14 protein-coding genes are annotated in these 15,167 nt (G+C 57.2%); 4 read left to right on the forward strand and 10 right to left on the reverse strand.

Going from position 1 to position 15,167, the window contains the following annotated elements:
• Positions 1-63: 63 nt before the first annotated feature.
• The 7 genes from Q4D85_RS01790 to clpB all read right to left on the reverse strand — a co-directional run bounded on the left by Q4D85_RS01790 (position 64) and on the right by clpB (position 7,896).
• A complete protein-coding gene (locus Q4D85_RS01790) occupies positions 64-1,221 on the reverse strand; it encodes a glycoside hydrolase family 76 protein (protein ID WP_303197923.1) in 1,158 nt (385 codons plus the stop codon).
• Between the two features lie 84 nt (positions 1,222-1,305).
• Positions 1,306-1,983 carry a TrmH family RNA methyltransferase gene (locus Q4D85_RS01795; RefSeq protein ID WP_303197837.1) on the reverse strand — a complete coding sequence of 226 codons (678 nt, stop codon included), beginning with the start codon at positions 1,981-1,983 and terminating at the stop codon, positions 1,306-1,308.
• Positions 1,983-2,522 carry an orotate phosphoribosyltransferase gene (gene pyrE / locus Q4D85_RS01800; protein WP_303197839.1) on the reverse strand — a complete coding sequence of 180 codons (540 nt, stop codon included), beginning with the start codon at positions 2,520-2,522 and terminating at the stop codon, positions 1,983-1,985. Before pyrE ends, Q4D85_RS01795 begins: the two co-directional genes overlap by 1 nt.
• A 67-nt stretch (positions 2,523-2,589) precedes the next feature.
• Complete coding sequence (locus tag Q4D85_RS01805) at positions 2,590-3,801, reverse strand: hypothetical protein (protein ID WP_303197840.1); 1,212 nt, start codon at positions 3,799-3,801, stop codon at positions 2,590-2,592.
• Between the two features lie 82 nt (positions 3,802-3,883).
• The gene (locus Q4D85_RS01810) at positions 3,884-4,720 is read right to left on the reverse strand and encodes a sulfurtransferase (RefSeq protein ID WP_303197841.1); all 837 of its coding nucleotides are present in this window, start codon (positions 4,718-4,720) and stop codon (positions 3,884-3,886) included.
• Positions 4,721-4,787: 67 nt separating this feature from the next.
• Positions 4,788-5,330, reverse strand: a complete 543-nt coding sequence (locus tag Q4D85_RS01815; RefSeq protein WP_303197842.1) for a lysoplasmalogenase family protein — start codon at positions 5,328-5,330, stop codon at positions 4,788-4,790.
• 4 nt (positions 5,331-5,334) lie between these two features.
• Positions 5,335-7,896, reverse strand: coding sequence for an ATP-dependent chaperone ClpB (clpB, locus tag Q4D85_RS01820; protein ID WP_303197844.1), 2,562 nt, complete (start codon positions 7,894-7,896; stop codon positions 5,335-5,337).
• Between the two features lie 279 nt (positions 7,897-8,175).
• Here clpB and Q4D85_RS01825 point away from each other — a divergent pair, with 279 nt between their 5' ends.
• Both Q4D85_RS01825 and Q4D85_RS01830 read left to right on the forward strand, forming a co-directional pair.
• Positions 8,176-8,313 (forward strand): hypothetical protein, encoded by a 138-nt coding sequence (locus Q4D85_RS01825; RefSeq protein ID WP_303197928.1) that lies wholly within the window; start codon positions 8,176-8,178, stop codon positions 8,311-8,313.
• Positions 8,314-8,594: 281 nt separating this feature from the next.
• Positions 8,595-9,731, forward strand: a complete 1,137-nt coding sequence (locus tag Q4D85_RS01830) for an oxidoreductase (RefSeq protein ID WP_303197845.1) — start codon at positions 8,595-8,597, stop codon at positions 9,729-9,731.
• Positions 9,732-9,904: 173 nt separating this feature from the next.
• Here Q4D85_RS01830 and Q4D85_RS01835 read toward each other — a convergent pair whose 3' ends face one another.
• The gene (locus tag Q4D85_RS01835) at positions 9,905-10,723 is read right to left on the reverse strand and encodes a carbon-nitrogen hydrolase family protein (RefSeq protein WP_303197847.1); all 819 of its coding nucleotides are present in this window, start codon (positions 10,721-10,723) and stop codon (positions 9,905-9,907) included.
• Between the two features lie 101 nt (positions 10,724-10,824).
• Between Q4D85_RS01835 and Q4D85_RS01840 the strand changes: the two genes are divergently transcribed.
• Both Q4D85_RS01840 and Q4D85_RS01845 read left to right on the forward strand, forming a co-directional pair.
• A complete protein-coding gene (locus Q4D85_RS01840; protein WP_303197848.1) occupies positions 10,825-11,076 on the forward strand; it encodes a hypothetical protein in 252 nt (83 codons plus the stop codon).
• A complete protein-coding gene (locus tag Q4D85_RS01845) occupies positions 11,076-12,338 on the forward strand; it encodes an alpha/beta hydrolase (RefSeq protein WP_303197850.1) in 1,263 nt (420 codons plus the stop codon). Before Q4D85_RS01840 ends, Q4D85_RS01845 begins: the two co-directional genes overlap by 1 nt.
• Positions 12,339-12,341: 3 nt before the next feature.
• On the opposite strand, the gene adhP is transcribed toward Q4D85_RS01845, so the two are convergent.
• Complete coding sequence (gene adhP, locus Q4D85_RS01850; RefSeq protein ID WP_303197852.1) at positions 12,342-13,370, reverse strand: alcohol dehydrogenase AdhP; 1,029 nt, start codon at positions 13,368-13,370, stop codon at positions 12,342-12,344.
• Between the two features lie 129 nt (positions 13,371-13,499).
• A complete protein-coding gene (locus Q4D85_RS01855) occupies positions 13,500-15,020 on the reverse strand; it encodes an aldehyde dehydrogenase family protein (protein WP_303197853.1) in 1,521 nt (506 codons plus the stop codon).
• Positions 15,021-15,167: the final 147 nt, after the last annotated feature.

Here is a 15,167-nt window from a genome sequence, read left to right on the forward strand (position 1 = left end):
CGCAAAAAACGACACGAGCCACACCGTGGCCGTGTCGCGTCGACAAGCACAAAGACCGGGCCGTTACGCTTCACCCTCAGCTTCAGCGGTCGCTATCCGGGCGGCGGCCTCAAGCAACATCCACCCCGAAAGCTGAACCGATAGGTCGCGTTCGTCAATGCGCACCAGGCGAACGTAGTCGGTGATGGTGGATGTGGCGGCTAGGCCGAAATTATGGGGTAGCTTCGCATCGCTGAGCCAATCAGAGGAGAATACCGGAAGGCCATCGACCTCAAGCCGGTGGTTCCACACGCTTTCGGCGCTGGCCATAACCATCTTCTTAGCCAGTTTCTTCGTGGCGATATTCGCCTCAGTATCGGCTGGCAGCCGCACCGCAAGGTCGGCTAAGTACCGCACCAGGATACCTTTAAACAATCCGCCGTCGCCGTCGCCGGTGCGCCAATTGATAACGCCGTTGGCGTTGGCCATTTCTTTGAACACGGCGGCCACCACGGAACGAATATGGGTGAGGTAAATGACGGCATCGTCGGCAGTTTCCGGAGACTGGCGCAGGTGAAGCGCTAATTCCAGACACGCGCCGATCATGACGCCCTGGCAATACGGGTGGGTGGGTTTGACCATTTCCGGGCCATTCATCGACATGCGAATGCCGTCCATGACCAACCCGTTGTCGTCGATAAGCTCGTCGAATACCCAGTCCACCAGGAACCGCGCCTTGGCGATCCGGCCCGTGCGCGCCATCATGATCGCAGCCGGGCCGTTGGTGGGAACGTTAAAGAAAGTCTCCCCCACCCGCCACGGCAGAACCGCCGTAACCGGATCGATTCCGTCCAGGATATTTTCTTCCAGCACTTTGAGGTATTTGCGCTTGGTTTTCCCCGGATACAGGACTTCCGACGCGCGGTTTAAGGCGAGGGCAAGCCACAGTTTGTCGTCGTAGTAGTTATTGCGGGTGAATTGCCCGAAATTGCGCAACCGGATTCCCCGGATGGTTTCTTTGATCCGAATCTTGCGGGCTTTGGAGGGACGCCTGTGCGCGGCGTCGATCAAACAATCGAGGTAGTGCGCTTGCCACCAGTAATGCCACCGGTAGAAGAGTTTTTCCTTAGTGTGTGGCGGCCACGCGGCTACCGCGAGATTGGTTCGGGGCAATCCCCATAACCTGCTGGCATGACGCTCGTTAATCGCGGATTCTGCCAGGTCAGCCCGGTGCAGCCACATCTCGTTCACTTAAGGTTCACTCCGCTTCGCGTCATGGATTTTTCTAGCCTTTTGAAGATTATAACGTACAGATAACAACGTTTATTACATCCACGCATGCGAAAGATCGGCATGTTGCCTAATCCATGCGTGCATGGCTATTCCCGCCGCGACCCCCGCGTTGATGGAACGCGTGGAACCAAATTGGGCAATAGAGCAGGTCATGCTGGCATTATCCTGGGCTTGCTGCGTCACGCCCGGCCCCTCCTGGCCGAACAGCAGGAGGCATTTTTCCGGCAACGTGGCAGTTTCTAAGGGGACGCTGCCCGGCGTGTTATCGATAGCGACGATAGTCAGCCCGTGTTCCGCAGCCCACGCTACCACCGAATCAGTATCAGGGTGGTGCATGAGATGCTGGTACCGATCGGTCACCATCGCGCCGCGCCGATTCCACCGTTTCTTCCCTACGATATGCACGGTATCCACGGCGAACGCATTGGCGGTACGTACCACGGTTCCGATATTGGCGTCGTTTTCAAAATTCTCGATCGCGATGTGCAACGCGTGCCGCCGGGTGTCAATATCCGCCACGATCGCTTCCCGACGCCAATACCGGTAGGCATCCACCACATTGCGCCGGTCCCCGTGTTCCAGCAGTTCTGGATCATAACGTGGATCGGTAGGGATCGGTTGATCTGGGTGTTCTTCCCGCCACGGACCCACGCCGTGCCGCCCGGCACCCCATTCGGTAGGGCCAGCTGCCTCGTGATCGTTTTCTGCCATTACAGTCCGAGATCCTCAAGGCCGATGAGGTACCGGTATTCCAAGCCTTCGGCGGCGATCACGTCGTCCGCCCCGGTTGCCCGATCCACAACGGTGGCGATTCCAACCACCTCTGCGCCGATCTCACGCAGCGCCGCGACTGCGGTCAGCGGGGAATTTCCGGTGGTCGTGGTGTCCTCTACCACCAGCACCTTTTTGCCCACCACGTCCGGGCCCTCCACGCGGCGCTGCATTCCGTGCTTTTTCGCTTCTTTGCGCACGACAAACGCGTCGATGGCGCGGCCGTCGGCGTGCATGATTGCGGTTGCTACCGGGTCAGCGCCTAGCGTCAACCCGCCCACGGCCACGTAATCCCAATCCGCGGTCAGTTCCCGCAGCAGCTCACCAATAAGACGGGATGCTTCGTGGTGCAAGGTAGCCCGCCGCAGGTCAACATAATAATCCGCTTCCATGCCGGACGATAAGGTGACCTTGCCGTGCACTACCGCCAGGTCTTTAATCAATTGGGCGAGCTGGGCTTTTTTGGACTGATTCAGCATCTTGTGGTTCTTTCCGGTGGTCGGGGTTGGGTAACACCTGTTCGGCGCAGGCTAACTGTCGGGTAGTTTAGTCTGTTTCCGGGGTGTCGTTAAATATGTGGGCGGGATGGGTTGGTTCGCGCAGTATCCGGGTTCCGTGGTAGTTGGATTGCCGTTTCTGAAGATCATCGGCGATCGGGGTCACGTCGTCCGCCCCGATCTCGTGGGGAATTACCACGCCCCGCATGTCGCCGCGCACCCGGGTTGGCAGCACGACGTGCTCTTCCTTCGGTTTTATGGTGGGAATGAGCTTCAGCGGCGTGGGTTCGATCGGTTCTTCGTCGCAGAACGCGACCGTCGGCATCACTCGAGTGGGGTCCGCATCGGAGTAATTGAGAAGTTCAGCTGGTTGATCGGGCGGCAGCACGCACGCAGAATCCGCCAGGAGCACCAACGGATCGAGCATGGCGTCCCAATCGTGATTGCTGCTGTTTTTCTGGGTTTGCGCCAGCACCCAATTGGCCTCCGCCCATACGGCGACGACGGTTTCCGGCAGGGCTGCCAGCGCGGTTGTCACCCGATTGTCGATAAATCGTTGGCCAACGCCGGGTTCGGTGGCAAAAATGTCGAAATCCGCCACCGATTGGATTTTAACGAGGTCGTCGGTGGGGTGCGCGGTGCTGCCTGCACGAAGCGCGACGATGACCTCGTTGCTGATTGCTTTTCGACGAATCGCCAGCACCGGGTTCCCCTGCACATCCGCAAGATGAACCTCGTACCCGCCGACCATGCCGCTGACAACGTCTTTGGCCACCAAGCCAGCTGCGGTTATCCCCCGAGACCATTCGTCGCTTAAAAAAGAATCTGATTTGCTGTAATCGAAATTGTGGTGATGCGCCCACAGCCGCCGCCGTTTCCGGTTCTGCCCCAATAGCCCCGCCAGGCTGCTGCGCATAGCGGCTTTTTGTTCCGGCTCAGACGCGACATTTTGGTGCTGCTTCTCTCCGAAGCCCGCAGGCTCAGCCTCGGCATCGCCTCCGGCTTCCACAGGTGCTGGCTCAGCAACACCCGATTCCGCAATCTCGAATTCCGCCTGCTGAGCTGTGCGTTCGACCGTGTCTATCCCGGCATCTTCGTCGTCATCATCGCTGCGCGTTTCCCCGGCGAAGCCGGAGCTTTCGGCGGCAGGCGCTACTTGCGCCTGGGCATCCGCAGTGCGACTCATGGGGGTGCGGCGCGATTCCATTAGCAATAATGCCACCCCCAAACCTGCGCATATCGCAGCGATTAGGAAGATCATGCTCTTAGTCTAAGTCAGGGGTCTAACATGGCACCAACAGATTTATCTGAATGTTGGTGCCTTTTTAGGCTTCCCCCATAGTTTAAAAGCCGCGTTCTACCGGATTGCGGGGATTTGCGCACCACTGCGACCAGCCGCCGATGTAATGGCGTGGGGTTCCAATTCCCGCCAGATTCATCGCGGCGATCACCTGCGCCGAATGGTTTCCGGAACCCGAATACACGATCGCGTCCGATACGGTGTGCTCGGTTATGCCGTGCGACAGGAAGATTTCGCGCAGCTCATCGGGGGTTTTAAAGGTGTAATCGGGGTTGAGGACTTCCCGGGTTGGGATATTGACCGCGCCTGGGATGTGTCCTGCTTTCAGGTCTAAGAATTCTTTCCGCCCTGCGAACCGATTGGGTTCCCGGGCGTCGATAAGCACCCCCGCATACGCCTTTACGTCCTCGATGGTTGCGGTGGGCATTCCGCCCAAGACGGGGGACGTTCCTTCCAGGACGCGGGGGTTACCCGGCCCACCGATGGTGCTAAAACCTGCGGTTTCCCAGGCTCCTTGCCCACCGTCCAAGATGCGCACGTTTGATACGCCCGCCCATTTCAGAACCCACCAGGCCCGGGCGGCGAAAAGCCCCCGGTTGTTGTCGTAGACCACCACGTCGCGGTCGTGGGATAGGCCCCAGCGTGTGAACCAACGATCCAAGGTGGATTGGGTGGGCAGGGGATTGCGCCCGGAGGTGGAGCTGGGCACCGAGGCTAGTGCTTGCGCGGTGTCGCAAAACCTCGCGGTGGGAATGTGCTCGGAATTGTATTGCGCATAGCCACCGCCTTCCAGCGGCGACCACAAACTTGCAAGAATAAGTGGTTGGCGACCGGAATTGATCCGTTGTGAGAGTTCGGCTGCGGAAATGGTGACTGTCATGGTTGTTGATTGTAAATCCCAACCGGAGGTTTTAGTAGTTAGCCACGTTTACGCTGCGTGATCGGCTTTATTCCTCGGGCCCTAAAAGTAGATACTGCGCTAACCCGTAGGTTGTAATCACCGCGAAATCCAGACCTGGGTGTGGATACTTATGCTTCAGATCGATCAACGCATCCGACAGCATAAACAGTGGCCCGCCGAGCGAATGCGACAGGCTGCTATACGAGGCCAGCAACGCACCGTAGGTGATGAGCCAGGCATCGCGCACGAGTGGCGCCGCCACCGCCATTGCCGCAAGATGCGGAACGACAAAAGCGGGCCGGTAGCCAGCCCGGAGCCGACGCGCGATAAACGCGGCATGCCCCAGACCGAAGCAGAGCGCACCACGCCGTAGATTCGCACCATCGCGCAGCAACACGATGTCGCCCGCAAGGTGCGCCGCCGCCCCGATGACAAACAGCGGGTCACGTAATCGATGCGGTTGCGCTGCCATCAGGGCGGAGACGATCAGTGGTTTCGCCAGCTTTTCCGCCCGGGTTTTCCCACCACACAGCTTTGCGACGCTTGTGGTTGCGGTGGCTGCTAATGATACGGCGTTAAAGAACTTCACGCCTTTATGCTAATCGACTCGTTTCGGTTGTCACCTCCAACGAACCGGATTCGTTCTTGGTCACCCGAACCGTATCGCCATCCCAAATCTCACCAGAGAGCAACTTCTTGGCCAATTGATCGCCAATTTCTTTCTGGATCAACCGACGCAATGGGCGAGCACCATATGCGGGATCGTAACCATGTTCCGCCAGCCACTTCTTGGCGTCCTCGCTGACATCAAGTTCCAGCCGACGATGCGACAGTCGCTTGCGCAGGTCAGCCAGCTGAATGTCCACGATGCTGGTCAATTGATCCTCGCTCAATGGGTCGAAGATAACGACATCATCGAGACGGTTGATGAACTCCGGCTTGAAGGCACGTTTGACCGCCTCCATCATCTGCTCCCGGGTACCGCCGGCACCAAGGTTGGAGGTCAGGATCAGCACCGTGTTCCTAAAGTCAACAGTGCGCCCCTGGCCATCCGTGAGCCGACCTTCATCAAGCACCTGCAGCAGGATATCGAATACATCTGGATGCGCCTTCTCCACCTCGTCGAAAAGCACGACGGTGTAGGGCCGCCTGCGTACCGCCTCGGTGAGCTGGCCGCCCTGGTCGTAACCCACGTATCCCGGAGGGGCACCGACGAGGCGGGCAACGGAGTGCTTCTCGCCGAACTCGGACATGTCGATGCGCACCATCGCACGATCGTCATCGAACATGAACTCCGCCAATGCCTTAGCAAGCTCCGTCTTACCCACACCCGTAGGACCGAGGAACAGGAAGGAACCCGTCGGACGGTTCGGATCGGCGACCCCGGCGCGGGAACGCCGCACCGCATCGGATACCGCTTCGACGGCCTCCAATTGCCCGACAACGCGCTTACCCAGCTCGCCTTCCATATTGAGAAGCTTCTCCGTTTCCCCGGCGAGCATCTTTCCGGCGGGGATACCCGTCCACGCCGAAACCACTTCGGCAATCGTGTCTGGGGTTACCTCTTCTGTCAGCATGGTCGGAGTTGTCGAGGTTACTTCGGCGTCTGCGAGTTGCTTCTCCAGCTCCGGAATGCGGCCGTACCGCAGTTCCGCAACCTTGCCGTAGTCGCCGTCGCGTTCTGCGATTTCCGATTCCTGGCGCAATTGCTCCAGCTCTTCTTTCGCTTCCCGCACCTTATCAATGGCGGCTTTCTCGTTGTGCCACCGGGCTTTCAGCTCGCCGAGGCGCTCCCGTTCGTCGGCGAGCTCTTGCCGCAGCTTCTCCAACCGGTCTTTCGACGCCGCGTCGGTTTCCTTCGTTAACGCGACTTCCTCGATTTCCAACCGGCGCACGATCCGCTCAAGTTCGTCGATTTCCTGTGGCGAGGAGTCGATTTCCATGCGCAGCCGGGAGGCAGCCTCATCCACCAGGTCGATCGCCTTATCCGGCAGGAACCGCGAGGTGATGTACCGATCCGACAAGGTTGCGGCGGCAACCAGGGCCGAGTCCTGAATCCGGACGCCGTGGTGCACTTCGTAGCGTTCTTTCAGACCACGCAAGATACCGATGGCATCTTCAACCGATGGTTCACCCACGAACACCTGCTGGAACCGGCGTTCCAGCGCGGCATCTTTCTCAATGTATTTGCGGTATTCATCGAGCGTGGTTGCGCCGACAAGTCGCAGTTCGCCGCGAGCGAGCAATGGCTTAATCATGTTACCCGCATCCATCGCGGATTCACCGGTTGCACCCGCGCCGACGATCGTATGCAGCTCGTCGATGAAGGTGATGATTTCGCCTTCCGCTTCCTTAATCTCATCCAGCACAGCCTTGAGCCGTTCCTCGAACTCGCCGCGATACTTCGCACCCGCGACCATCGACCCTAAGTCCAAGCTAATGAGGGTCTTTCCCCGCAACGATTCCGGAACGTCGCCCGCCACGATGCGGCGCGCCAATCCTTCGACAATTGCGGTTTTACCCACACCTGGTTCACCGATAAGAACTGGGTTGTTCTTTGTCCGGCGGGACAGCACCTGGACGACCCGGCGAATCTCGGCATCGCGGCCGATCACCGGATCGATCTTGCCCTCCCGGGCGCGTGCCGTGAGATCCGTTGAGTACTTTTCTAATGCTTGGAAGCTGCCCTCGGGATCTTGGTCGGTGACCTTCTTCGAGCCGCGCACGGTTGGAAAAACGCCTTTAATCGCGTCGTAGGTTGCGCCGCGCTTGGTCAGCAACTCGGCGGCGTCGGATTTTCCACGGGCAATACCGGCGAGCAGCACCTCGGTGGAAACGTATTCGTCGCCTAATTCGCCCGCTAACTCCTGAGCCGCGGTCAGCGCGTTTAACGCTTCGCGATTAAACGTCGGATTCGCCATCCCAGAGCCCTCGGCTCGCGGATAGCCATTAACTAAGGCGACAGCTTCTTGCCGTACCACTTCTGAATCAACACCAGTTGCACGCAAAACCGGAATGGCAATGCTATCTTCCTGGCCTAAAATCGCTGCCAATAAATGGGCAGGCCGAATATCTGGGTTCCCCAGAGCTGAGGCCTGCTGCAATGCCATTTGCAGGGCTTCCTGCGTCTTTGTCGTTGGGTTAAATGCGTTCATTTTTCTCCTTTTCGGGTTCAACTTTTCTGAAATTGAGTAAGTTACACTCAACTTTGATACAAGCATACACCACTTTTGGAAAAATGTTTAGCCCCCTAGACTCAAGTTTTTTAGATTGACGAACCCCACATCCCCGATTCTAGAGAAAACCCCGCGCAGCCAGCCCGCTCCCCCTATAATTTTTAGCCCGCAAACGCAAAAAATTGCGGCCCGGTTAGCTGCAACCTGGCCGCAATTCGATTGGCTTAATTCCAATTAAGCAACTTCACACTCATCCCAGTGTCCATCATGCTCGCGATGCCGATGTCCATCATGGATGTAGTCCACGTGATCGCCGTGCTGAACAGCCTCGTGGCCGCAGCCCTCGCCGTGAACATGGTCATGATTCTCGTGAATCTTGCAGCTCATTTTCAATAACCTTTCCGGTATCCGTTACTCTTCGCTCTCTAATTTACCGAATTTCCGCACGTTGTAAAGGGTATGGCGAAATTTTTTCCAAAGGAAAGCATTTTCAATAGCGACGCGCCGGTGCTGAAAATTTTTCAATAGCGAACCTTAATGAAAACAGCACCACTAAACTGGAAATATTAAAATTAACGATCGAATTTATATGTTTTTCTAAGGAAGGTTACCCCTGTATGAACTAACCACATTCGGGGTTACCGGTTCGGCCCGAAAACAAGGTTAAAATAGACATCGTGACTGTAGAAACCCCGTTGAACCAAACCGTTGAGAAACTACGTGTGCTCAGCGACGAGTTTTCCCGGGACGTTTTCCACTCCTTTTTCCGAAGTCATCCCCATGAACGGCTCGTTATCAGCCCCGAATTCCCCATCGCCGCCGCAATCAGTTTCATTTGCCACGGCGCGGACGCGAACGGGACGTTATACCCCGAAACCGAAAACCGGCTCCGGGAATTAGCAGAAATAATCACCGCCCACGGGTTCCGATCCATCCTGCCGTTTGCCGACGCCATCACCAAGTCCATCCGGCACTACTGCATGCGCGATGATTTTTTTGGTGCCATCGCCGCAGAACGCGCGGTGGAACAAGCTGCCGAGGTCCTCAACCACGCCGCCCAATCGTCGATAAGCCAGCCGGTCATGGCGGAAGTCGTCGAAGTTGAAAAGCGTTGCCGCAATATCTCAGTGGTCCGCGTTCTTACTGATTGTCAGATCGACTACCGCTCCGGGCAGTTTCTCACCGTCAACTCCGACTACACCGGCGGTCGCTGGCGCGACCTCTGCCCCAGCATCCCCTCCAACGAAGCCCGGCAAGTCGAATTCCACGTCTACGCTGGCGACGAAGCCACCTCCATTCTGGGCGCTTCCCGCGCCGGTGACCGGCTACGCATCGGTGCTGCTGGCGGCGGCTTCACCATCGACTACGAAGAAGACCTTCTTCTTCTCGCCCACGGCACCGGCCTTGCCGCCGCCCGTTCGATCATCATCGACCTGCTGATGCGCTCCAACCAACCCCGCACCCACCTCTTTGTGAGCGCCGATTACCCCGGTGAACTCTACGAACTCCAGGGGCTGTGGCAACTCGCCAGTGCCGCCCCTTGGTTATTTATCAAACCGATCGTTCGCAATCGAACCGATGCCTGGTGGGTAGGCGCTACCGAACACAGTACTGCTCCGCGCGGCCTGCACCTGATGGAAGTCGGCAAACTCGGCGAAGTTGTTTCCAGCTACGGCACCTGGGAAGGCCACCAAGTTCTTATCACCGGCCCCACCGATATCGTCACCGAAACCCGGCTCGCGCTGCTACGCGGCGGCACGCCTGACTCCATCATCCAGACCCAAGGTTCCAGCCGCGATTATTTCTGGGACTAATTTCCCACCCATTTTCTCTCCCCCACGCGCACTTTTCCACAGCGTTATTACGTCGGAGATTGCCTCAGCGGGGGTCGAAAAGCGCAGGCCAACACCGGCTACATGTCGAAGTCTCCGACTTTAAAGAAACACACGAAACCCACGTGCATTAGTGCGTGGGATAGTGTTGGTTCTTATTTGGTGGAGTAGTCCTGTGGGTAGTCGACGACCGGGAGCTTTTCGCGAACTTGCGCCACGTCGGCGGTGGTGACGTCGAAAAGCACGAGTTCTTCCTCCGGCCCCGCCTCAGCGGCGATCTGCCCTTCGGGGGTCGTGATCGTGGAATGCCCAACCCCACGCGGCGCGCTGCCGGAAGTGTCGGTCTCAGCCTGGTCCGCCGCGATTACCCAGGAGGTGGAATCGAGGGCACGGGCTTGGCTAAGCAGGTGCTTTTGCCGTAGTTTATCCGGGCCGCCCGCCCACGATATGGGCACCGCGATGACTTCCGCGCCGCGCGCCGCGAGCTGCCGGAAAAGTTCCGGAAACCTCAGGTCATAGCAGATGGCCAGGCCAATTGTGGTGTCGGCGTAGTCGAAAACGACGAGTTTCTCACCGGGTTTCACGGTGTCGGATTCGCGGTAGCCGAAGGCGTCGTAGGTGTGGATTTTATCGTAGTGATAGATGTCACCGCTGGGCAGGGCGGCGATGGCGGTGTTTGTTATCCGATTGATGGTTTTATCACCGCGCTGGACGGAATCGGCCGGGCAAAAAATCCCCACGATAATGGCAATGTTTTCCCGTTTCGCGCAGCGGGCAACGGTGGTGACGAAGTCGCCGTCGAGGGGTTCGGCAGCCTTATCGAGCCGCCCGGTGCCGAAGGCTTGCATGGTTGCTTCGGGGAAGACAATGAGCTGCGCGCCGCGCGCGGCGGCCTCGGCGGAAAGCGTGCAGACTCGTGCAAGATTTGCGGGTTTATCCACAGATGAGCGAATTTGGCCGATTGCGACTTTCATGGCCCCCAGCATAATGCCTGGTTGCCTCCGAAGTTATCCACAGGCAAAAATTTTTTTCGAGATTTTCCCAATTTTAGTTGCGCCGTTGTTGCAATGGGTCTATGAGCACTTTTACATCATTTGATCGAAACGTTGTGTTTCCGTTTTCTCCGCCGCCGCAGCTACCCGCAAGTCAGCACGTTGGGGCAACGAACAACACAAATGCCGCACTGGCACAGTTTCATACAGAAACCCACGCCGCGCTAACAACCCAGGAAGCTGCGTTGGCGGACCACATTTCAGCTTTGCGACGCTTCACCGCCGCCCAAATTCAGATCGATTCTTCCTTCGCCACCAACTTGGAGGACAAATAATGCTCCCACTCGATTCCACTTTGTTGAAACAAGCCGCAGCCTCCCACCGGCAATTTGTCGCCGCAACGGGACAATTCCTAGCAGAACACCAGCCGCAATGGAGTCAAGCCTTCAGCGTGGCAACCGGTCAGGCATACGACGCAGGCCAGGACACGCTGGGGGAACTCGTCACCTCCATGATGAAAAGGTGGGAGAAATCCCACCAGCTGGCAGAATATCTGGAGCTTACCGCCGCAGCGCAGCAAGATTTGGAAGAAAAACTCGACATGGTCAAGCGCATTGCCGCAGCTTTCGGGGTAATTGTCGTGGATCGCGTTGTTACCCCGACAACTATCACTGCGGTGAAAACCGCGCCACTGGTGCAACATATAGTCGATACGATTTATCTCTGGGGAGAGATGCTGGATAAGGCCTGCGCATGGGAAGTCAGGTCGCTGACGGAATGCGCCTTGCCGCCGGACCCCAAGGCCGAGCTTCTGGGCGACATTGAACTTCAGCAACCGCCACAGAACCGATTGGCACAGCAACACAGCCAGGCAATGGCAGTTGCTCCCCCAGAAATTAAACAACTATTGATCGATCATCCGGGGGCCAAACTGCTCCAGGTGTCGGACAATAATTTTGCGGTTGCTTTTGGTGATCCCTACACCGCTACCGCGGTTAACTCCGTCTATCACGGAGTTGGATCGGCTAAACCTGAGCAATGGCACGCAGACCTCGACAGAATCAAGGACTTTCATGGGGCGATTGTGGGAAAACTAGCGCCAGAAAAAATCAGCACCGCAACAGTGATGTTTGTAAACCTAGATTCCCCGCCTGCGCTACATAACGCGATAGAACCATCAGCGGCCATTCGCGGGGCTCAGCAGGTTCAGGATTTTCAACATGCGCTTACCAGCTCTAACCCAAACGCCAAGAGGATAACTTGTGCGCACAGTTTTGCGTCAGTCACGATGGGTTACGCAGCACAGCTTCCCAAAGGCTTAGATACGGATACCGTGATTAATGTTGGCAGTCCCGGAAATCGGACGGATTCCGCACAAGATCTCCAACTTAACAGCGAAAACCCGCGGGTCATAACCGCAATTAACGATGAAGACCCCATACAGCTCGTGGAAGGCATCCACGGGGTTGATCCAGCGTCGCCAGAATACGGCGCCGAGGTGTGGAATTTGCACGGCGATCATTCGTCATATTTCCGTGACCCCACATTCCAACACCTCGTAGCCGAAGAGATCAAGAAACTCGTTCAGTCGGAGTAGTCGCTAGTCGTACCGGATTGCCATACGGCCATCAATGGCACCGCGGCGCATATCCTCAAATACCGAGTTCACGTCACCGAGTTTGCATTCGGTGACGGTGGGCTTGATCAATCCGCGTGCATAGAAGTCCAAGGCCTCTTCCAGGTCTTGGCGAGTTCCCACCAGGGAACCGCGAATTGTCAGAGCCTTGAACACAATATCGAAGATAGGTGCCGGGAAATCCCCTGGTGGCAGGCCGTTGAATACGATCGTACCGCCCTTGCGGGTCATGTCGATTGCCTGGCCGAAGGCCTTAGGGTGCACCGCAGTAACCAGCACGCCGTGGGCGCCGCCCTTGGTGTATTCATTGATGGCGGCTGCGGGATCCGTTTCCGCCGCATTGACGACGAATTCCGCGCCGTGTTTCTTGGCCAGTTCCAGCTTTTCCGGCGCAATGTCGACCGCGATGACCCGCAGTCCCATCGCAACCGCGTATTGCACCGCGATGTGGCCAAGGCCGCCAACACCGGAAATGACCACGAATTGTCCTGGTCGGGTGTCGGTGACCTTGAGGCCCTTGTACACCGTGACACCAGCACACAGGATTGGAGCAACTTCGATCGGATCAGCACCTTCGGGGATACGAGCGCAGTAGCGCGTATCGACCAACATGTACTCGCCAAACGAGCCATCGACGGTGTAGCCACCGTATTCGGCTGAATTGCATAGGGTTTCCCAGCCGGTGCGACAGTGTTCACAGGTGCCACATGCGGACCAGAGCCACACATTGCCCACCATGTCGCCCACTTTCACATCGTGATCGCCGGGCCCTAGTTTCACTACTTCGCCCACACCTTCGTGACCTGGGACGAATGGTGGCTTCGGTTTGACTGGCCAGTCGCCTTCTGCGGCGTGGAGGTCGGTGTGGCAGACACCGGAGGCGAGGTTTTTCACCAGCGCTTGGTGTGGCCCTGGTTCTGGCAGGTCCAGCGTGCCAATTGTGAGTTCTGGACCAAATTCTTCAACGATTGCGGCATTAAATTGATCGGACATAGGGGGATACCTTTCTCCCAAAACCGGTAATAACAACAGTTTTCAATAACTGTTCAAAATGCCGAAAGACCGGGAATGCCCCGGCCTTTCGTTCGCCTAATCTTAAGGATTCGTACGTGCGCAAAACCCCTAGAATAGACCCGTTGGATTCTCATCGTATGAAACCAGCATACACTTGGTTTCCTGGTAGTGATCCATCATCATCGCGTGATTTTCACGTCCAATACCAGACTGCTTATAGCCACCGAAAGCGGCGTGCGCTGGGTAATTGTGATAGTTATTCACCCAGATACGGCCTGCCTCGATAGCGCGGGCAGCACGGTAAGCATTATTTTGATCGCGGCTCCACACTCCGGCGCCCAGGCCATAGATGGTGTCGTTTGCGATCTCCATAGCCTCGTCGAAAGTCTTGAAGGTCGTGACGGCGAGGACTGGCCCGAAGATTTCTTCCCGGAAGCAATTCATGGAGTTATCGCCCTTCATGATGGTCGGCTCAATGTAGTAGCCACCTTCCAAACCATCGAATTGGGCTACCTTACCGCCGGTGAGCACCTCAGCGCCTTCGGCTGGGCCAGATTCGAGGTACCCGGTGATTTTCTCCATCTGCTCTTGCGAGGCCTGGGCACCCATCATGGTGTCGGTATCCAGCGGGTTTCCGGTCTTGATTTCCTTGACCTTTTGCACTGCAAGTGCCAGGAACTCTTCGGCAATGTCTTCATGCACCAAGGCCCGGGACGGGCAGGTACATACTTCGCCCTGGTTAAGGGCGAACATCGCCAGACCTTCGATACACTTCGCCCGGAATGCGTCGTCTTTATCCATGACGTCTGGGAAGAAAATCGATGGGGACTTGCCGCCCAGCTCCAATGTGATCGGGATGATCTTGTCCGAGACTGCTTTATGGATAATCTGGCCGACGGCGGTGGAACCGGTGAAGGCAATCTTGCCAATCCGGTTCGATGCGGTGAGCGCGGCACCTGCTTCTTCGCCGAAGCCGTTAACCACATTAAGCACGCCAGCGGGCAGGAGGTCTTGGATAAGTTCGATAAGCACCAAGAGGCTAGCCGGGGTCTGCTCGGCTGGTTTTAAAACGATGCAGTTTCCGGCCGCGAGTGCAGGCGCGATCTTCCAGGCGGCCATGAGGATGGGGAAGTTCCACGGGATGATCTGCCCCACGACGCCAATCGGCTCCTTGAAGTGGTAGGCGACGGTGTTCTCGTCGATTTGCGAGATTCGCCCTTCTTGGGTTCGCGCCACTCCGGCAAAATAGCGGAAGTGGTCAATAGCAAGCGGAATGTCGGCGGCCAATGTCTCCCGAATGGCTTTGCCGTTTTCCCAGGTCTCGGCGACGGCGAGTTTCTCCAGATTCTCCTCCAACCGGTCGGCGATCTTGTTCAAGATCAACGCTCGCTTAGCCGCCGACACTTGTGCCCACTCTGCCTTGGCGGCATGAGCTGCATCTAACGCCAATTCGATATCTTCCGCCTTTGAGCGCGGCACCCGGGTGAATACTTCGCCGGTGACCGGGGTGATGTTATCGAAGTACTCCCCCGCCACCGGCGGCACCCATGCACCTCCGATGAAGTTTTCGTATTGCTCTTTGTAGTCAAAAATGGCGCCTGGGGTTCCAGGGTTGGCGTAAACAGTCATGAAGATTCCTTTCGGTAGGAATTAACTTTCGGGGCGTTACCCCGCCGTCACGCATGCGTTACCGCCACTATAACCGTGACATAAGTCACTGTAAAGGAAAAGAGTGGCACCGCCCATATGCAAATGGTCGAATGCATATCGACCCCG

It is taken from the genome of Corynebacterium sp. (genome assembly GCF_030532965.1).
GTDB lineage: Bacteria > Actinomycetota > Actinomycetes > Mycobacteriales > Mycobacteriaceae > Corynebacterium.